This is a genomic window from Burkholderia sp. BCC1638, assembly GCF_902833195.1.
In the GTDB taxonomy this organism is placed as follows: Bacteria; Pseudomonadota; Gammaproteobacteria; order Burkholderiales; family Burkholderiaceae; genus Burkholderia; species Burkholderia diffusa.
The window spans coordinates 1-18567 of the sequence record NZ_CADFEC010000035.1 but is presented as its reverse complement, the minus strand read 5'-3'; the positions used below and the strand labels follow the sequence as shown (position 1 = coordinate 18567).

20 protein-coding genes and 1 pseudogene are annotated in these 18567 nt (G+C 66.5%); 10 read left to right on the top strand and 11 right to left on the bottom strand.

The genetic code is table 11. The annotated features are described in order from the left end of the window. Nucleotides 1-220 precede the first annotated feature (220 nt). A complete protein-coding gene (locus HWX22_RS27525) occupies nucleotides 221-799 on the bottom strand; it encodes a DUF2778 domain-containing protein (protein WP_347879483.1) in 579 nt (192 codons plus the stop codon). A gap of 140 nt (nucleotides 800-939) precedes the next feature. On the opposite strand from HWX22_RS27525, the gene htpG reads away from it, so the two are divergent. From htpG to HWX22_RS27510, 3 genes are read left to right on the top strand one after another with little or no spacing between them, the layout of a single operon-like run. Further along, entirely contained in the window at nucleotides 940-2838 is a 1899-nt protein-coding gene (htpG, locus tag HWX22_RS27520; protein ID WP_175916789.1) for a molecular chaperone HtpG, read from the top strand. 8 nt (nucleotides 2839-2846) lie between these two features. Then, nucleotides 2847-3443 (top strand): chorismate lyase, encoded by a 597-nt coding sequence (locus HWX22_RS27515; protein WP_059468302.1) that lies wholly within the window; start codon nucleotides 2847-2849, stop codon nucleotides 3441-3443. Next, a complete protein-coding gene (locus HWX22_RS27510) occupies nucleotides 3443-3919 on the top strand; it encodes a DNA-deoxyinosine glycosylase (RefSeq protein WP_059527367.1) in 477 nt (158 codons plus the stop codon). Before HWX22_RS27515 ends, HWX22_RS27510 begins: the two co-directional genes overlap by 1 nt. Before the next feature lie 37 nt (nucleotides 3920-3956). On the opposite strand, the gene HWX22_RS27505 is transcribed toward HWX22_RS27510, so the two are convergent. Continuing rightward, nucleotides 3957-4211, bottom strand: coding sequence for a hypothetical protein (locus HWX22_RS27505; protein WP_175907885.1), 255 nt, complete (start codon nucleotides 4209-4211; stop codon nucleotides 3957-3959). A 142-nt stretch (nucleotides 4212-4353) separates the two neighbouring features. On the opposite strand from HWX22_RS27505, the gene HWX22_RS27500 reads away from it, so the two are divergent. From HWX22_RS27500 to HWX22_RS27490, 3 genes are all read left to right on the top strand, one after another. Beyond that, nucleotides 4354-5271 (top strand): spermidine synthase, encoded by a 918-nt coding sequence (locus HWX22_RS27500; RefSeq protein ID WP_175916788.1) that lies wholly within the window; start codon nucleotides 4354-4356, stop codon nucleotides 5269-5271. Between the two features lie 199 nt (nucleotides 5272-5470). Further along, entirely contained in the window at nucleotides 5471-5713 is a 243-nt protein-coding gene (locus tag HWX22_RS27495) for a DUF3311 domain-containing protein (RefSeq protein ID WP_011352801.1), read from the top strand. Beyond that, nucleotides 5710-7260, top strand: a complete 1551-nt coding sequence (locus HWX22_RS27490; RefSeq protein ID WP_175907881.1) for a sodium:solute symporter family protein — start codon at nucleotides 5710-5712, stop codon at nucleotides 7258-7260. Before HWX22_RS27495 ends, HWX22_RS27490 begins: the two co-directional genes overlap by 4 nt. An 83-nt stretch (nucleotides 7261-7343) precedes the next feature. Here HWX22_RS27490 and HWX22_RS27485 read toward each other — a convergent pair whose 3' ends face one another. The 5 genes from HWX22_RS27485 to HWX22_RS27465 all read right to left on the bottom strand — a co-directional run bounded on the left by HWX22_RS27485 (nucleotide 7344) and on the right by HWX22_RS27465 (nucleotide 12471). After that, nucleotides 7344-7796: a VOC family protein gene (locus tag HWX22_RS27485; RefSeq protein ID WP_175916787.1), complete on the bottom strand. Its 453-nt coding sequence runs from the start codon at nucleotides 7794-7796 to the stop codon at nucleotides 7344-7346. Nucleotides 7797-8042: 246 nt separating this feature from the next. Next, nucleotides 8043-8996, bottom strand: coding sequence for a transaldolase (tal, locus tag HWX22_RS27480; RefSeq protein ID WP_059689424.1), 954 nt, complete (start codon nucleotides 8994-8996; stop codon nucleotides 8043-8045). 167 nt (nucleotides 8997-9163) lie between these two features. After that, nucleotides 9164-10375 carry a benzoate/H(+) symporter BenE family transporter gene (locus HWX22_RS27475; RefSeq protein ID WP_175916786.1) on the bottom strand — a complete coding sequence of 404 codons (1212 nt, stop codon included), beginning with the start codon at nucleotides 10373-10375 and terminating at the stop codon, nucleotides 9164-9166. Nucleotides 10376-10431: 56 nt separating this feature from the next. Beyond that, complete coding sequence (locus HWX22_RS27470) at nucleotides 10432-11607, bottom strand: VWA domain-containing protein (RefSeq protein WP_175916785.1); 1176 nt, start codon at nucleotides 11605-11607, stop codon at nucleotides 10432-10434. A gap of 21 nt (nucleotides 11608-11628) precedes the next feature. Beyond that, the gene (locus HWX22_RS27465; RefSeq protein ID WP_059527339.1) at nucleotides 11629-12471 is read right to left on the bottom strand and encodes a MoxR family ATPase; all 843 of its coding nucleotides are present in this window, start codon (nucleotides 12469-12471) and stop codon (nucleotides 11629-11631) included. Nucleotides 12472-12737: 266 nt separating this feature from the next. Between HWX22_RS27465 and HWX22_RS27460 the strand changes: the two genes are divergently transcribed. Further along, nucleotides 12738-13097, top strand: a complete 360-nt coding sequence (locus HWX22_RS27460; protein WP_011885616.1) for a cytochrome c — start codon at nucleotides 12738-12740, stop codon at nucleotides 13095-13097. Between the two features lie 40 nt (nucleotides 13098-13137). Beyond that, the gene (locus tag HWX22_RS27455) at nucleotides 13138-13497 is read left to right on the top strand and encodes a cytochrome c (RefSeq protein WP_011885615.1); all 360 of its coding nucleotides are present in this window, start codon (nucleotides 13138-13140) and stop codon (nucleotides 13495-13497) included. A gap of 72 nt (nucleotides 13498-13569) precedes the next feature. Here HWX22_RS27455 and HWX22_RS27450 read toward each other — a convergent pair whose 3' ends face one another. After that, complete coding sequence (locus tag HWX22_RS27450) at nucleotides 13570-14004, bottom strand: DUF1841 family protein (protein WP_059527336.1); 435 nt, start codon at nucleotides 14002-14004, stop codon at nucleotides 13570-13572. Nucleotides 14005-14241: 237 nt separating this feature from the next. Between HWX22_RS27450 and HWX22_RS27445 the strand changes: the two genes are divergently transcribed. Further along, nucleotides 14242-15171, top strand: a complete 930-nt coding sequence (locus HWX22_RS27445; protein WP_175907875.1) for a DMT family transporter — start codon at nucleotides 14242-14244, stop codon at nucleotides 15169-15171. 109 nt (nucleotides 15172-15280) lie between these two features. On the opposite strand, the gene nth is transcribed toward HWX22_RS27445, so the two are convergent. Next, nucleotides 15281-15925, bottom strand: a complete 645-nt coding sequence (gene nth, locus HWX22_RS27440) for an endonuclease III (protein ID WP_006754450.1) — start codon at nucleotides 15923-15925, stop codon at nucleotides 15281-15283. Then, nucleotides 15922-16917, bottom strand: a complete 996-nt coding sequence (rsxB, locus tag HWX22_RS27435; RefSeq protein ID WP_175916818.1) for an electron transport complex subunit RsxB — start codon at nucleotides 16915-16917, stop codon at nucleotides 15922-15924. The genes nth and rsxB overlap by 4 nt, the downstream gene beginning before the upstream one ends. A 156-nt stretch (nucleotides 16918-17073) precedes the next feature. Between rsxB and HWX22_RS27430 the strand changes: the two genes are divergently transcribed. Next, nucleotides 17074-17706, top strand: a complete 633-nt coding sequence (locus tag HWX22_RS27430; RefSeq protein WP_059527327.1) for a TetR family transcriptional regulator — start codon at nucleotides 17074-17076, stop codon at nucleotides 17704-17706. Nucleotides 17707-17787: 81 nt separating this feature from the next. Here the strand turns inward: HWX22_RS27430 and HWX22_RS27425 are convergent. After that, a pseudogene (locus tag HWX22_RS27425) lies at nucleotides 17788-18567 on the bottom strand (polyhydroxyalkanoate depolymerase); the annotation flags it as partial.

Sequence of the window (18567 nt, the reverse complement as noted above, 5' to 3'; positions counted from 1 at the left end):
GTAAGAAGGCTTACTACCACCGCGGACACGACAAGTGCGTAGTAGATATCGAAATTCGCTGAAGACTCGCAATCGTGCGCGGAGAACAGGCGGTCCAGCCACAGCGAGAGCGCTAGCGGCGGGGCAGGGACAAGGTCGGGATGACGAACCCACCAATAGGTCAGTGCAAGCGATGCAAACGAAATCCATGCAATGACCGTGCAGATTCGGAGTAGCCGCTTCACCACACTGTCACCATTCCGTATGCGCGCAGCATGCTTCCGGGTATGGGATGCAGGCCGTTGTTGACCAGGAGCTCCCGCAAACGCCGGAAGTCGCTTTGACTGTCGATCACGATGCATCCACGGCTGATTCCGCGAAGGCCGCGCGGATGCAGGCGGAACTGGCCTCGTTGCACGTCGTCGCACAGTGTGGCGTCGTCAATCGAGCCATCGGCCGCATATAGTGCGAACCATTCCGATTTTCCGCCGACACGATCATGCAGCCATCCGAGCCTGCCCCCTGATCGTCGGTCGACAACGTAATATTCTCCGGGCGGAATCGGTCCGCGTTCTGCAACACAGGCAGCCGTCCGAGCGTTGACGTAAGGGGGAAGTCCTGAGAATGCCGGCAGTTCAAGGCCGCGAATCTGGAAGTGGCTGATGGGTTGATCATTTAGCTCAAAGCTGCATGGAATCAATTCGTTCTCAATTCGGGTAGCGATACGGTATTTCAGCGAATTGAAAGCGGCGCGAACATTGGATCGGTCCGAAATTCGCGCGGTAAAAGCGCTAATTCGCGACTCGACCCACACCTGCATCCGGACAAGGCACCGAAGCACACGGCCGAGCCCTTGAAATCCAGCCGGCCGCCCCCAGATGGCGGCAACAACCGGTCGGCCCCGGCATCGTGCGCCGGGTGCCCGGGGTTACACCATTCATGTAAGAGGAAACAGCATCCATGGCACACGAAACGATGAGCTTTCAGGCAGAGGTCAAGCAACTCCTCCACCTGATGATTCATTCGCTCTACAGCAACAAGGAAATCTTCCTGCGCGAACTGGTGTCGAACGCGTCCGACGCGGCCGACAAGCTGCGTTTCGAAGCGCTCGCGGACAACGCGCTGTACGAGAACGATCCGAATCTGCGCATCCGCATCGGCTTCGACAAGGTCGCACGCACGATCACGATCGAGGACAACGGCATCGGCATGAGCCGCGACGAGGCGATCGCGAACCTCGGCACGATCGCGCGTTCGGGCACCAAGGAATTCTTCACGAAGCTGTCCGGCGACCAGCAGAAGGACGCGGCGCTGATCGGCCAGTTCGGCGTGGGCTTCTACTCGGGCTTCATCGTCGCGGACAGGATCACCGTCGAGACGCGCCGCGCCGGCCTGCCGGCGAACGAAGCCGTGCGCTGGGAAAGCGCGGGCGAGGGCGATTTCACGATCGACGTGATCGAGCGCGCGCAGCGCGGCACGACGATCACGCTGCATCTGCGCGAAGGCGAGGACGAGCTGCTGTCGTCGCTCCGCCTGAAGTCGATCATCCAGAAGTATTCCGATCACATCGCGCTGCCGATCCTGATGCAGAAGGAAGAGTGGGATCAGGAAAAGGGCGAGATGGTCCTGAAGGACGAGGACGAAACCGTCAACCAGGCGAGCGCGCTCTGGACGCGTTCGAAGAGCGACGTCAGCGACGAGCAGTACACGCAGTTCTACCAGCACATCGCGCACGACCACCAGGATCCGCTCACGTGGACGCACAACCGCGTCGAGGGCCGCAGCGAATACACGCAGCTGCTGTTCGTGCCGGCGCACGCACCGTTCGACCTCTGGAACCGCGATTACCGCGGCGGCCTGAAGCTGTACGTGAAGCGCGTGTTCATCATGGACGACGCCGAGCAGCTGCTGCCGCAATACCTGCGCTTCGTGAAGGGCGTCGTCGATTCGGCCGACCTGCCGCTGAACGTGTCGCGTGAAATCCTGCAGGAAAGCCGCGACGTGAAGGCGATCCGCGAAGGCGTGACCAAGCGCGCGCTGTCGATGCTCGAGGAACTCGCGAACGCGGAAGAGGACGCCGGCAAGGAGAAGTACAAGACGTTCTGGAGCGCGTTCGGCCAGGTTCTGAAGGAAGGTCTGGGCGAGGATCACGCGAACCGCGAGCGGATCGCGAAGCTGCTGCGCTTCGCATCGACGCACGGCGACACCGACGCGCAGGACGTGTCGCTCGCCGACTACGTGTCGCGCATGAAGCCCGAGCAGAGCAAGATCTACTACGTGACCGCCGATACGTGGCAGGCCGCGAAGAACAGCCCGCACCTGGAAGTGTTCCGCAAGAAGGGCGTCGAGGTGCTGCTGCTGACCGATCGCGTCGACGAATGGATGCTGTCGTTCCTGCATGAATTCGACGGCAAGCCGCTCGCGAGCGTGGCCCGCGGCGATCTCGACCTCGGCGAGCTGAACGACGAGGAAAAGAAGGCGCAGGAGCAGGCGGGCGAGGCGATCAAGCCGGTCGTCGAGAAGATGAAGGAAGCGCTCGGCGACAAGGTGAAGGAAGTGCGCGTCACGTTCCGCCTGACCGATTCGCCGTCGTGCCTCGTCGCGGACGACAACGACATGAGCGGCTACCTGCAGCGGATGCTGAAGGCGGCAGGCCAGAACGCGCCGGCGATGCAGCCGATCCTCGAGATCAACCCGGAGCACGCGCTCGTGAAGCAGCTGAACGCCGACAGCGCCAATTTCGGCGACTGGTGCCACCTGCTGTTCGACCAGGCGTTGCTGGCCGAAGGCGGGATGCTCGACGATCCGGCGAGCTTCGTGAAGCGGACCAACGCGCTGCTGCTGTCGCGCACCGCGTGAACGCGCGGATGCGATTCGACGGCGCACGGGCGGGCTGGCGCGAAACGCCCCGGCCCGGCTGCACGCTCGATCAGCGCGACTGGCTGACGCGCGGCGGTTCGCTGACCGCGCATCTGGCGCGGCTCGGCAGCGTGAGCGTGCGCGTGACGCGCGAGGCCGTCGACTGTCCGTGGTTCGACGAACCGGACGCGCTCGACAGTGCGCCGCGCGCGCCGATGTGGGTGCGCGAGGTGATCCTGTCGGTCGACGGCATGCCGTACGTCGCCGCGCACAGCATCGCGCCGCTCGCGGCCAGCAAGGGTGTCTGGCAAGCGATGCGGCGGTTGCGCACGCGGCCGCTCGCGGAGCTGCTGTACAGCGATCCGCAGGTCGAGCGCTCCACGCTCGTCAGCCGGCGCGTAATCGCCGGTCATCCGCTGTATGCGCTCGCGAGCCATGCATTGCAGGGCGCGCGGGCGCCGCATGCGTTCGCCGCGCGGCGCTCGGTGTTCCAGCGGCACGGCAAGCCGTTGATGGTCACCGAATGCATGCTGCCCGCGCTGTGGCGCCATCTCGATGCGCACGGCGACGGGCCGCGATCCGTCGGGCCGCGCGGAGCGGCGTGATGCTGCAGGGCTTTCCGCCGGTCGTCGGGCCGCATACGCATACGATGATTCTCGGCAGCTTTCCGGGCGAGGCATCGCTCGATGCCGCGCAGTACTACGCGCATCCGCGCAACCAGTTCTGGCGGTTGCTCGGGGCGGTGCTCGGCGAGCCGGGCCTGCACGAGCTTGTGTACGACGCGCGGCTCGAGCGCGTGCTTTCGCACGGCATCGGCATCTGGGACGTCCTCGATGCGTGCCACCGGCAAGGCAGTCTCGATTCTGCGATTCGGAATGCGAAGCCGAACGACTTCGCGTCGTTGCGCGCGCATGCGCCGTTGCTGAAGAAAGTGTGTTTCAACGGCAAGACGGCGGGGCGGTTTGCCGACGTGATCGGCCAGGCCGGGTACGACACGCTGGTGCTGCCGTCGTCGAGTCCGGCGAATGCGATGCTGTCGTTCGAGCAGAAGCTGGTGCAGTGGCGGGCGATTCTCGCCTGACATCGATCAGGATCGCGCGCGGACGTCGCCGCGGCGCTCAGTCGTCCTTGCCCCATCTCCACCTGGGCTTTTCGCCCTTGATCCAGCAAACGGCGGTCAACAGCGCGACCAACACCACGATGCATGCAGCGTATGCGATCGGCGACCGCTGCGGCGGTGCGAGCCACGCGCTCGCGATGATCCCGATCGCGAACAGCAGCAGTACGACCCAGCCTTGCCAGGCAATCGGCAACCCCCATCCCCATCCGTAGCGCTTCGCCGGAAACCAGATCCTTTTGCCGTTCGGGTTCATGCGTCCTCCTTCGATCACCGAGTGCAGCGTAGCGCCAACCGGCTTCGAAGTCATCCAGGGCAGGGCAGGCGGCACGGCCGCCGTCGCCCACCAATGCTATCCTCTCGTCCGCTCATCCAGCGTCACCCAGCGAGATTCAATCATGACCCGACTGATCAAGCGCGCGTCCGCCGAGGCGCGCGCGTTCAAGCAACGCAAGCCGGCCGCCTACAACGGCTCCGAAAAACTCCAGCCGGCGCGCGTGAAGCGCCGTCCGGAGATCGACGAACACGACGACGTGCCCGTCCTCGAGGCGCCGCGCAAGCCGCGCTTCGCGCCCGTCACGTTCTCCGAAGAGCGCGGCGTGCGCTTCCTGCACTTCGGTACCGAATGGGTGCAGGGTGCGATGCGGATCTCGAAGCCGCTGCACATCGAGCTCGAATACGCGCAGCAGATGATGGCGTGGCTGCTGTTCCTCGAAACGCCCGAGCGGATCGTCCAGCTCGGGCTCGGAACCGGCGCGCTGACCAAGTTCTCGCATCGCTTCCTGCCGCACGCGAAGGTCGAGGCCGTCGAACTGAACCCGGCCGTGATCGTCGCGGCGCGCACGATGTTCGCGCTGCCGCCCGATGACGCACGCCTCGTCGTGCACGAAGCCGACGCATGGGATTTCGTGAACGATCCGGCCAACCGCGGCACGACGGGCGCGCTGCAGATCGACTTGTACGACGCGACCGCGCGCGGCCCGGTGCTCGACAGCGTCGCGTTCTACCGCGCCGTGCGCGGCTGCCTCGCCGACGCGGGCATCGCGACGATCAACCTGTTCGGCGACCATCCGAGCTTCGTGCGCAACATGAAGCATCTGAACGCGGCGTTCGATCATCGCGTGATCGCGCTGCCGGAAGTGCACGACGGCAACCGGATCGCGATCGCGTTCTCGGGCCCCACGCTCGACGTGTCGTTCGCGCAGCTGGAGGCCCGCGCGAAGCTGATCGAGGACACGCTGAAGCTGCCCGCGCGCAAGTGGGTGAAAGCTTTGAAAGAAACGACCGGCGCACGCGAATCCTCGTTCGCGATCTGACGCTCATGCACCGGTCGCATGCCGGTGCAACCAGCCTGACTGGGGGAGGATCACCTCGGGTTCGCCCCCGCTTGACCGCTCGCTCGCGGCTCCTATACTGGCGCGAAGCCAGGGGAGCCGCAGCTTACCCGTTTTGCCCCTCCTCTCGCCGCCGTACCCGCTTGACAAGATCGATAACCGGGAAAGATGAGGAGACGTCATGGCTCACGATGCCGACGCCAATCGGGCCGCCAAGCGCTGGCTCTGGCTGCTGGTGCTGCCGCTGATCGCGATGGTCTGGGTGCCGTCGTACAGCAAGATCGAACCGCAATGGTTGGGTTTTCCGTTTTTCTACTGGTACCAGTTGCTGTGGGTGTTCATTAGCGCGGTGATCACCGCGTTCGTGTATTTCAAGACCAAGAACGCGTGGAAGGCGAGCGGCCCGCAAGGAGGTGCGCGATGAACCTCGGCGCAACCTTCGTCTTCGTCCTGCTCTTCATCGGCGTCACGATCATCGGCTTCCTGGCCGCGAACTGGCGGCGCGGCGATCTCGCCCACCTCGACGAATGGGGCCTCGGCGGACGCCGCTTCGGCACGATCGTCACGTGGTTCCTGCTCGGCGGCGACCTCTATACGGCCTATACGTTCGTCGCGGTGCCCGCGCTCGTGTTCGGCGCCGGCGCGATGGGCTTCTTCGCACTGCCGTACACGATCCTGATCTACCCGTTCGCGTTCGTCGTGTTTCCGAAGCTGTGGAGCATCGCGAAGCGACACGGCTACGTGACGGCCGCCGACTTCGTCAACGCGCGCTACGGCAGCCGGATGCTCGCGCTCGCGATCGCGGTGACGGGCATCCTCGCGACGATGCCGTACATCGCGCTGCAGCTCGTCGGCATCGAAGTCGTGATCGGCGCGCTCGGTTTCGACACGACCGGCTTCATCGGCGACCTGCCGCTCATCATCGCGTTCGCGATCCTCGCCGCATACACGTACACGTCGGGGCTGCGCGCGCCCGCGATGATCGCGATCGTGAAGGACATCCTGATCTACATCACGATTGCCGCGGCGGTCATCGTGATCCCGGCGAAGCTCGGCGGCTTCGGCCATATCTTCGCGTCGGTGCCGCCGGCGAAGCTGCTGCTGAAGGCGCCCGACGCGGCGAGCCTGAACGGCTACAGCGCTTACGCGACACTCGCGATCGGGTCCGCGCTCGCGCTGTTCCTGTATCCGCACTCGGTTACGGCGATCCTGTCGTCGGCGTCGGGCAACTCGATCCGCCGCAACATGGCGATGCTGCCCGCGTACTCGTTCGTGCTCGGCCTGCTCGCGCTGCTCGGCTACATGGCGCTCGCCGCGGGCGTGAAGGACATGCCGCAGTACGCACCGTACTTCAAGGCGTTCGGCCCGAACTTCGCGGTGCCCGCGCTGTTCCTCGAGTATTTCCCGTCGTGGTTCGTCGGCGTCGCGTTCGCGGCGATCGGCATCGGCGCGCTGGTGCCGGCGGCGATCATGTCGATCGCGGCCGCGAACCTGTACACGCGCAACATCCACCGCGAGTTCGTGAACCGCAACATGACGCACGACCAGGAGACGCACGTCGCGAAGCTCGTGTCGCTGATCGTGAAGGTCGGCGCGGTGGCGTTCATCCTCGGGCTGCCGCTGACCTATGCGATCCAGCTGCAGCTGCTCGGCGGGATCTGGATCATCCAGACGCTGCCCGCGATCGTGCTCGGCCTGTACACGCGGCTGCTCGACCACCGCGGCCTGCTGGCCGGCTGGGCGGCAGGCATCGTGTGCGGCACGTGGATGGCGGTGTCGCTGAAGCTTGCGAGCTCGATCTTCACGATCCACCTGTTCGGCTTCGCGATCCCCGGCTATGCGGCCGTGTGGTCGCTGGTCGTGAACCTCGTGGTGTCGGTGGTGGTCAGCGTGCTGGTGCGCGCGATGGGCATGGCGCATGCGGAGGACCGCACGCGGCCGGAGGATTACCTCGACGTCGTCGAGAGCTGATACGGGCGGCGCGGCCGCGTGTCGCGCCTCGAGCAACAACAAGGACGCCCGCCACGGCGAAGTGGCGGGCGTTTTCGCTGGCGTCAGCCCTGTGCGCGTTTCGCGAGATCCTCGCGTTGCGAGAGGTCTTCGACGTTGACCATCCAGTGCACGCCGAAACGATCCTTCGCCATCCCGAAGCCGAGCGCCCAGAACGTCTTGCCGAACGGCATTGTGACTTCGCCGCCGTCGGCGAGCGCATTGAACAGCTTCTGACCTTCCTCGACCGTCGCCGGGTTCAGCGACAGCGAATAACCCGAATGCGTGCCGCCCGGCTGGCTGCAGTCGCCGTCCGAGCACATGATCATCGAGTCGCCGATCGTGAAGCTCGCATGCATCACCTTGTCGCTCATCTCCGGCGACATCGGGTAGTCGGGATTCGGCGGCGCGTCCTTGAAGTGCATCTTGAACATCGTCTTCGCGCCGAGCGCCTTTTCGTAGAACTGAAGGGCCTCTTCCGCGCGGCCGTAGAACGTCAGGTACGGTTGGACTTGCATCGTTGTCTCCTGTTGGCCGGCCCGGCGTGTCGGTGCCGGCCCGGGTACTTCCAAGATTGACAGGGAAGAGCACGCCGGGATGCGGCCGGCCCACTCGTGACGTGGATTGTAGTGCGCGCGCTTGACGATGGAATGAAAAATAAAAACGGCCGCGAACACGCAGTTCGCGGCCGTTCGCCACGCTTGCTGACGGCTGTTGTCAGGCTTGCTGACAGTTCAACTGACAGCCGTCACGTGCAGCGCGGTTCAGCGCAGCGCATCGATCAGCTTCTCGAGCTTCACCGCGTCGGCGGCGAACACGCGGATGCCCTCGGCCAGTTTTTCCGTTGCCATTGCTTCGTCGTTCAACTGGAAGCGGAACGATGCCTCGTCGATGGCGACGCGTTCGGTCGGCTTGTCCAGCAGCGCGTCCGGCGACAGCTTGCGTGCCACCGTGTCGTTGCTGTCCTGCAGCTTCTGCAGCAAATCGGGGCTGATCGTCAGCAGGTCGCAGCCCGCGAGCTCGGTGATCTGGCTCGTCGTGCGGAAGCTCGCGCCCATCACTTCGGTGTTGTAGCCGAACGTCTTGTAGTACGTGTAGATGCGTCGCACCGACTGCACGCCCGGATCGTTCGCACCGCCGTTCTTCGCTTCATCCCAGTCGGCGCCGGCCTGCTTCTTGTACCAGTCGTAGATGCGGCCGACGAACGGCGAAATCAGTTGCGCGCCGGCTTCCGCGCATGCGGCGGCCTGGACCAGCGAGAAAAGCAGGGTCATGTTGCACTTGATCCCTTCCTTCTGCAGCACCTCGGCCGCGCGAATGCCTTCCCACGTCGACGCGAGCTTGATCAGGATGCGCTCGCGGCCGATGCCGGCGGCTTCGTACAGCTTGATGAGCTCGCGGCCCTTGTCGATCGAACGCTGCGTGTCGAACGACAGGCGTGCATCGACCTCGGTCGACACGCGGCCCGGGATCAGCTTCAGGATCTCGGTGCCGAATGCGATCAGCAGGCGGTCGATGATGAAATCGGTGCTTTCGTCGCGGTGATCGCGGACGGTTTTCTCGAGGATCGGCTTGTATGCGTCCTTCTGGACGGCCTTCAGGATCAGCGACGGGTTCGTGGTCGCGTCCTGCGGCTTGTATTGCGCAAGCTGCTGGAAATCGCCCGTGTCGGCGACGACGGTCGTGTACTGCTTCAGCTGGTCGAGTGCGGTAGTCATGGCGATTCGGAGGAGGGCGCAAGGCGCCGGGGTTCTCACGGGCCGCGCGAGCGCGGCAGCGAAGCGAGGCGGCGCCGGGCGCCGCCTCCGATCCATTATTCTAGGCCCGAATCGCGTCGCGCACGTTTCGGCGTGCCGTTTGCGGTGCGGGCCCGCGCCATGCGGCGCTATGCGGGGCGCCGCGCGTTCAGGATCACCTGCGTGACGATCCCCGCGACGAGCCCCCAGAACGCCGAGCCGATCGACAGCAGCGTGAGGCCCGACGCGGTGACCATGAACGTGACGAGCGCGGCTTCGCGCTGCTTCACGTCCTGCATCGCGTTCGCGAGCCCGCTCATGATCGAGCCGAACAGCGCGAGCGCGGCGACCGACACGACGAGCGCCTTCGGCAGCGCCGCGAACAGCGCGGCGATCGTCGCGCCGAAGATCCCGGCGATCAGGTAGAACGTGCCGCACCACACGGCGGCCGTGTAGCGCTTCGCGTGATCCTCGTGCGCTTCGGGGCCCGTGCAGATCGCGGCGGTGATCGCCGCGAGGTTCACGCCGTGCGAGCCGAACGGCGCGAGCAGCAGCGATGCGAGGCCGGTGGTCGCGATCAACGGCGACGACGGCGTCGAATAGCCGTCCGCGCGCAACACCGCGATGCCGGGCACGTTCTGCGACGCCATCGCGACGACGAACAGCGGAATGCCGATGCTGACGATCGATGCGATCGAGAACGCGGGCATTGTGAACACGGGCTGCGCGAGCGCGATATGGAAGCGGCTGAAGTCGAGCAGGCCGAGGCCGCCGGCCACGGCGGTGCCGACGATCAGCGTCGTGACGATCGCGTAGCGCGGCGCGAGCCGCTTGACGATCAGGTAGGTGAAGAACATCGCGAGCACGAGCGCGGTCTGGAACTGCGCGGCGCGGAAGATCTCGATGCCGATCTCGAACAGGATGCCCGCGAGCAAGGCGGCCGCGATGCCGGCCGGAATGCGCCGCATCAGCGTGTCGAACAGCCCGCTCAGGCCGATCGCGGTCAGCAACAGCGCGCACACGACGAACGCGCCGATCGCCTCGGCGTAGGGCACGCCGGGCAGCGATGCGATCAGCAGCGCGGCGCCGGGCGTCGACCAGGCGACCACGACGGGCGCGCGAAAGCGCAGCGACAGGCCGATCGTCGTCAGCGCCATGCCGATCGACAGCGCCCAGATCCATGACGAGATCTGCGCATCGGTCAGGTGCGCGGCGCGGCCGGCCTGGAACATCAGCACGAGCGAGCTCGTGTAGCCTGTCATCATCGCGACGAAGCCGGCGACGAGCGTCGAGACGGACGTATCGGTGAAAAAGCGGCGGCCGCCGGCGCGGCCAGCGCTCGCGGTGGGCGAAGGGTTCATGCTATCTCCGGGGGAGGCCGCCTGGACGCGGCCTTCGTGTCTGCAGGGCGGGTTCGTTATTTGCTGAGTGCGCGCATCGCGGTTTCGAGGCCCGCGAGCGTGAGCGGATACATGCGCTGACCGAGCAGATCGCGGATCACCGCGACCGATTGCCGGTATTCCCATAGCCGCTCGGGCTCGGGGTTCAGCCAGGCATGGTGGGGGAACTGGTCCGCGAGGCGGCGTAGCCAGACGGCGCCGGCTTCCGGGTTGTTGTATTCGACCGAGCCGCCGGGCTGAAGCACCTCGTACGGGCTCATCGTCGCGTCGCCGACGAAGATCAGCTTGTAATCGGGCGTGAACTTGTGCAGCACGTCCCACGTCGCGGTGCGCTCCGAGTGGCGGCGGCGGTTGTTCTTCCACAGATGGTCGTACACGCAGTTGTGGAAGTAGTAGAACTCCAGATGCTTGAATTCGGCCTTCGCGGCCGAGAACAGCTCTTCGGTGCGCTTGATGTGATCGTCCATCGAGCCGCCGACGTCGAGCAGCATCAGCACCTTCACGTTGTTGTGGCGCTCGGGCACCATCCGCAAGTCGAGCCAGCCCGCGTTCGCGGCCGTGCTGCGGATCGTGCCGGGCAGGTCGAGTTCCTCGGCCGCGCCTTCGCGCGCGAAGCGGCGCAGGCGCCGCAACGCGACCTTGATGTTGCGCGTGCCGATCTCGACCGAATCGTCGTAGTCGCGGTAGGCGCGCGCCTCCCACACCTTGACCGCGGTGCGGTTGCCGTTCGACGGGCCGCCGATGCGCACGCCTTCGGGGTTGTAGCCGCCGCGCCCGAACGGCGACGTGCCGCCGGTGCCGATCCACTTGTTGCCGCCTTCGTGGCGTTCCTTCTGCTCGTCGAGCAGTTCCTTCAGGCGCTCCATCAGCTTGTCGAGGCCGCCCATCGCTTCGATCTGCGCCTTTTCCTCCGGCGACAGCTCGCGCTCGAGACGCTTCTCGAGCCAGTCGAGCGGAATGTCGAACGCTTCGGACGGCAGCGCGGACACGCCATGGAAATACGCGCCGAACGCCTGGTCGAACTTGTCGAAGTACTGCTCGTCCTTGACGAGCGTCATCCGTGCGAGGAAGTAGAACGCGTCGATCGACGGCGAGATCAGCCCGGCCTTCAGCGATTCGAGCAGCGTCAGGTATTCCTTCACCGAGACGGGCAGCTTGGCTGCGCGCAGCGCGTAGAAGAAATTGAGCAGCATGGCCGGGCCTTCGCGGGTGGGTTACCGGTTGTGCCGGTTCATGTAGACGAGCCGCTCGAGCAGGCTCAGATCCTGCTCGTTCTTCAGCAGCGCGCCCGCGAGCGGCGGCACGATCTGCTTCGCGTCGGCGCCGCGCAGCGCGTCGGCCGGGATGTTCTCGGCGAGCAGCAGCTTCAGCCAGTCGAGCAGTTCGGACGTCGACGGCTTCTTCTTCAGCCCCGACACGGCGCGCAACTCGAAGAAGCTCTCGAGCGCCGCGCGCAGCAGCTCCTCGCGGATGTGCGGGAAGTGGACCGCGACGATCTGCTGCATCGTCGACGGATCGGGAAACTGGATGTAGTGGAAGAAGCAGCGGCGCAGGAACGCGTCGGGCAGTTCCTTTTCGTTGTTCGACGTGATGATCACGAGCGGGCGGTGCTTCGCGCGTACCGTCTCGCGCGTCTCGTACACGTGGAATTCCATCCGGTCGAGCTCGCGCAGCAGGTCGTTCGGGAATTCGATGTCGGCCTTGTCGATCTCGTCGATCAGCAGCACGCTCGGGTGCTCGGCGTCGAACGCCTGCCACAGCACGCCCTTCACGATGTAGTTCGAGATGTCTTTCACGCGCTCGTCGCCGAGCTGCGAGTCGCGCAGCCGCGATACCGCGTCGTATTCGTACAGACCCTGCTGCGCCTTCGTCGTCGACTTGATGTGCCACTGCAACAGCGGCATGTCGAGCGCGGCCGCCACTTCCTCGGCGAGCATGGTCTTGCCGGTGCCGGGCTCGCCCTTGATCAGCAGCGGCCGTTGCAGCGTCAGCGCGGCGTTGACCGCGAGCTTCAGGTCGTCGGTGGCGACGTAGTGCGAGGATCCTTCGAAACGCATGGCGGCGCTCTTTCCTGGTCGCAAAAAAACCCAGTATAAGTCAGAAGGGCTGTCCGGTTGGGCCGGGGCCGCGTATCGTTGCGGGGCTGCGGCGGGGCTGCGGCGGGGCTGCGGCGGGGCGGGCCGGGGCGCCGTATGGACGCATTCCCCGCCGACGCGGTACAATCTGGCCGTTTTTTTTGGCCTGCGTGGCGACCGACAAGCAAAACGGCGCGGGCCGTTGCCGCTTCGGCGCCAGTTTCCCCTCAAGCTAGGTTACAAGAGCTATGAACAAATTCGTCGGCAAACACGTCGTTGTCGCAGCGCTCGTGGCGCTCGCGGGCAGCGCGCAGGCGGCCGGTGTGGTCGGCAACCCGAAGGACGGGGCGAGCAAGGCCGCCATGTGCATCGGTTGCCACGGCATCCAGGATTACCGCGCGGCGTACCCGGAGGTCTACCGGGTGCCGGTCCTCGGCGGCCAGAACCAGCAATACCTCGAGAACGCGCTGAAGGCCTACCGCAAGAAGGATCGTCACTTCCCGTCGATGAACGCGATCGCCGGTTCGCTGACGGACCAGGACATCGCGGATCTGGCGGCCTACTACGCCGCCCAGAAGGCCGACACGAAGGACAATCCCTACAAGTAAAGCGCGCGCCGCCGATCTGACCGGCGGGACAGGAGCATTCATGAACAACGCATTCAAGACGGCGGCGGTTGCACTGGCGGCCGGCCTCGCGATCGGTACCGCGCATGCGGCGGACACCACGAAGGGCAAGGAGCTGGTCGAGTCGCACAACTGCGCGGCCTGCCACGGCGCGCAGCTGAACAAGCCGATCAACGCGGAGTATCCGCGCCTCGCCGGCCAGCACGCCGACTACCTCGTGTGGGCGATGCGCCAGTACCAGATGGGGCTGACGAATCCGCTGCTCGGTCGCAACAACGCGATCATGCAGGCGCAGGTGCAGAACCTGTCGGTCAGCGACATGAAGGACATCGCGGCCTACATCGAGTCGCTGAAAGAGACCGATCTCGTCTTCAAGAAGTAAGCGCGCCGGACCTCGCCGGTCCGTGCAGCCAGCATACCCCGCCGCGGCGGGGTATTTTTTTGTCCGCGTCGCTCAGTCGCGCGACGCGCGGCGCAGGATGCGCTGCAGGTACGCGTCGGTATCCGGCGGCGTGCCGGTGCGTTGCGCTTCCCAGATCGTCTCGCCGAGGCATTCCATGATCATGTGCTGCGCCTCGTGGGTCGAATCGAGCTTCGCGGCCAGCTTGTCGTGCGCGGCGCGGATGCCGGGCGGCTGATCGATCGACAATTGCTCGCTGATCGCGAGGTGCATCGACAGGTGCAGGAACGGGTTCGTGCGGCCTTCCTCGGGCGTGTAGTTGCGCGCGGCGGCGCTGTCGGCGTCCGCGAGGTCGTCGTGGTATTCGGGATGCTCGACGATCCAGTCGGCCGCCATTGCTTCCAGCGGCGTCAGGATCTCGCCGGCGCGCTGCTTGCGCCAGGTCTCGGTGAAAAAGCGACGGACTTCGTCGCGACTCGGATTGAACATGGTGGGGACGCGTGGTGATTCGGGCGGCGTCATGCCGCGTCGCGCATTGTACGCCGGGTCGGCGCATGGCGCTGGCAGCGGGCGGGGTGGGCGCGCCGTGGCGTAGCGCGGCGACGTCGATTGGCGTCGGCCGGCGCGGGCTGCGGCACGGCGCAACAGGTAAGCGAGGGCTAGGCTGCCGGCCAGCGGGCCGCTACACTCCGACGATTCCCGTCGTCGCACTTGCCCACTTACATCATGTCCGCCACCGCCCGCTCATCGTCCGCCGCGCTGCAGGGCGCGTTCTACGTCGCGCTGTCCGCCGCCGCATTCGGCGCGATGGCGATCTTCGGCCGCTATGCGTATGCGGCCGGCGTCGACGTGCTCGGGCTGCTGATCGTGCGCTTCGCGATCGGCGGTGCGGTCCTGGCCGCGATCGCCCGGCACCGCCGCGTCGCATGGCCGCGCGGCCGCGCGCTCGCGCCGCTCGTGGCGATGGGTGCACTTGGCTACGTCGGGCAGTCGTTTTGCTATTTCAGCGCGCTCCAGCATGCGCAGGCGAGCCTCGTCGCGCTGCTGCTGTACCTGTATCCGGCCTTCGTCACGCTGTTGGCCGCGTGGTGGCTCGGCGAGCGCCTCACGCGCGCGAAGGCGGTTGCGCTCGTGCTCTGTGTCGCGGGCTCCGCGCTGATGGTCGGCGGCGGCCACGGCGAGCCGCTCGGCATTGTGCTCGCGCTGGCCGCTGCGGTGATCTATTCGCTGTACATCGTCGGCGGCACGAAGGCGACGCGCGGCGTCGATCCGCTCGCGACCACCGCGATCATCTGCCTGTCGGCGACCGCGACGCTCGTCGCGATCGCGGTCGTGCGGACCGCGGCGTTCGGCGCGCCGCCGCGCTGGCCGGCGACGGCCGGCGGCTGGGCGTCGATGCTCGCGATCGCGCTGGTGTCGACGGTCGCCGCGATGCTCGCGTTCTTCGCCGGGCTCGAGCGGCTGGGGGCTGCGCGCACGTCGATGCTGTCGACGCTCGAGCCGGTCGTGACGGTCGCGCTCGCGGCGCTGCTGTTCGGCGAGGCGCTGTCGCCGTTGCAGTGGGCCGGCGGCGTCGCGATCCTCGCGGCCGTGCTGGCGCTCGTGCGTGCGGGCGGCGCGGCGGCCGACGACGCGACGGCGACGTCCAACGCATAAGCAGCGGAAACTGGGAAAGTCGTGGGCGCCGCACCGGCGCTTGCGGGTCGCGCCGCGCGCCGCGCACGGCCAGGCCGGCCGCGTGAGGCGCGTCGGCCGCGGCCGGCGCTCACTCGTTCGGCGGTGGTGTCTTCGGCCGGAATTCGCACAGCGGCTCGATCGCGCAGTGCCAGCATTCGGGCTTGCGGGCCTTGCACACGTAGCGACCGTGCAGGATCAGCCAGTGATGCGCGTCCTGCAGGAATTCCTTCGGCGTGAACTTCTCGAGCGCGGCCTCGACGGCCCGTACGTCCTTGCCCGGCGCGAGCCCCGTGCGGTTCGCGACGCGGAAGATATGCGTGTCGACCGCGATCGTCGGCTGGCCGAACGCGGTGTTCAGCACGACGTTCGCGGTCTTGCGACCGACGCCCGGCAGGCTCTCGAGCGCTTCGCGATCGGCTGGTACCTCACCGTCGTAGCGCTCGAGCAGGATGTTGCACGCCGCGATCACGTTCTTCGCCTTGGTGCGGTACAGGCCGATCGTCTTGATGTAGTCGGCGACGCCTTCTTCACCGAGCGCGACGATTTGTCGCGGGGTGTTCGCGACCGGGAACATCTTGCGCATCGCCTTGTTGACCGACACGTCGGTCGCCTGCGCGGACAGCATCACCGCGATCAGCAACTCGAACGGCGTCGTGTATTCGAGCTCGGTGGTCGGATGCGGATTGAGGCTCTGCAGCGTTTCGTAGATCGCGCGTCGTTTGGTGGCGTTCATGGACGGTTCTTGTCGGGCGGCGCGGTCGGGTCGCTTTGGTCGTCGTTGTTCGGAACGTCGCGGTCGTCGCGCGCAGCCGCAGCCTCGGCGTGGCGCTGCGCCTGCTGTTCGGCGAGCCGCTTGCGGCGGGCTTCGGCCGCGTCGATCTGCGCCTGCACGGCCGCGCTCACGCCTTCGGTGTTCTTCGGCGCGGCGCCTTGTTCGGACAGTTCTTCCTTCTTCTTGCGGGCGCGTTCGAGTGCGGCGGCGATGATCGCGCGTTTCTTCGCGTCGGCGTCGTCGGCCGGGGCGGCGTCCGGTGTGCCAGCCGGCGCCGCGGCCGGCGCCGCCTTGGCCGCACCGGCACTGGCCGCGCGGCGGGCGGCGGCGCGCGCTTCGGCGGCCTCGCGTTCGCGACGCTGACGGGCGAGCCGGCGGTCGTGGCGTTCGCGCGCGGCGTCCGCCTGTTCCTGCGACCACGCGTCCCAGCCGGTGCGCTCGTCGGTCACGGGGACCATCGCGATGCAGTCGACCGGGCAGGGCGGCACGCACAGGTCGCAGCCCGTGCACAGCGATTCGACGATCGTGTGCATCTGTTTCGGCGCGCCGATGATCGCGTCGACCGGGCATGCCTGCATGCACAGCGTGCAGCCGATGCACAGGCTTTCGTCGATGAACGCGACGGCGCGCGGATGCTCGGTGCCGTTGACGGGGTTCAGCGGGATCACCGGCTTGCCGAGCAGGCGCGCGAGGCGCGCGATGCCTTCGGCGCCGCCGGGCGGGCACTGGTTGTAGTTCGCGTCGCCGGCGGCGATCGCGTCGGCGTACGGACGGCAGCCGTCATAGCCGCACTTCGTGCATTGCGTCTGGGGAAGCAGATCTTCGATGCGATCCGCGAGGGTCTTGGAATCGGTCACGGTGACAACGGGCGCAGCAGCGCCGAATGGCTCTCGGCCGCGTCTGGCGCGGCCGGAAAGGTTTGCCAAACCTCGATTATCGCCGATTTCCCGCATTGCGCTGGACGCTGTCTGTGCGCATAATCGAACCGCTTTTTTGCAGGGGCTCAGCAGGAGGGCGGCCGCACGCGGCGCGCTCGTTCCAGGGCAGCCGGCGCCGAGGCGGTGGGGGTGCCGGTCCGGATCACGCGGCTCACATAGCAAAACGCCACCATGAATCAGCCAAAAATCAAAAGAGATCCTGAAGGTACCCGCCGCCGCATCCTGATGGCGGCAGCCGAAGAGTTCGCGAGTGGAGGGCTGTTCGGCGCGCGCGTCGACCAGATCGCGCGCCGGGCCGAAACCAACGAGCGCATGCTCTATTACTATTTCGGCAGCAAGGAGCAGCTGTTTACGGCCGTGCTCGAACATGCGTTCTCCGCGCTGACCGAGGCCGAGCGCGTGCTCGATCTCGACGGCGTCGCGCCCGTCGAGGCCGTCACGCGGCTCGCGCACTTCGTGTGGGATTACTACCGCGATCATCCGGAGCTGCTGCGGCTCATCAACAACGAGAACCTGCACGAGGCGCGCTACCTGCACAAGTCGACGCGAATCCGCGAGATGATGTCGCCGATCGTCGCGAAGCTCGGCAACGTGCTGATGCGCGGCCAGAAGGCCGGGCTGTTCCGCAGCGACGTCGATCCACTGCGCTTCTACGTGACGCTGTCGGGGCTCGGCTACTACATCGTGTCGAACCGTTTCACGCTCGCCGCGACACTCGGCCGCGACTTCAGCCAAGCCGACGAACGCGCGGAGATGGTCAGGATGAACACCGAGGTGCTGCTCGCGTATCTGTTGCGCCGATGAGTGGCCCACCCGTGGCCGCCGGATAAAAAAACGCCGCCGTGCGCAAGTAACGGCGGCGTTTTTGCGTCGGAACGCGGCGCGTCAGGCGGCCTTGCGCGCGCGAACGGTTTTGGCGCGCGTGGCGCCCGCGCGTTTCGCGGCCGGTGCGGCCTTCGCGGTTGCCGTCTTGGCGGGCGCAACCGTCACGGCCGGCGCCTTCGCACGCGCGCGCTTCGCGGCAGTGGCTCGCGCCGTCGCTTCGGGCTGCGGCTTGACGGCCGGCACGGCAGCGAGCGTCGTCGCGGCCGGTGCTTCGGCGGGCGCCTTGGTCGCGCCGTTCTTCGGTTCCGGCGCATGCTCGCGGATGAAATCGCGCAGCTGCGGGTAGATGATCGTGCGCCAGCGGCGGCCCGAGAAGATCCCGTAGTGACCGCATTTCTCGGCGGTCAGGCTGCGGCGATCGTCCTGCGGGATGCCCGTGCACAGCTCGTGCGCGACGTGTGTCTGGCCGCTGCCCGAGATGTCGTCGAGTTCGCCCTCGATCGTCATCAGCGCGGTGTGCTTGATGTCCTGCGGACGCACGCGCTCGCCTTCGACATCCCACGTGCCTTCCGCGAGCCGGAATTCCTGGAACACGACGCGGATCGTCTCGAGATAGTACTCGGCGGCCATGTCGAGCACCGCGTTGTACTCGTCGTAGAAGCGGCGGTGCGCCTCGGCGTCGTCCTCGTCGCCGCGCAGCAGGCTCTGGTAGAAGTCCCAGTGCGATTGCGCGTGACGTTCCGGATTCATCGCGACGAAGCCCGTGTGCTGCAGGAAGCCCGGATACACGTGGCGGCCTTCGCCCGGATAGTTCGCGGGCACCGTGTGGATCACGTTGTT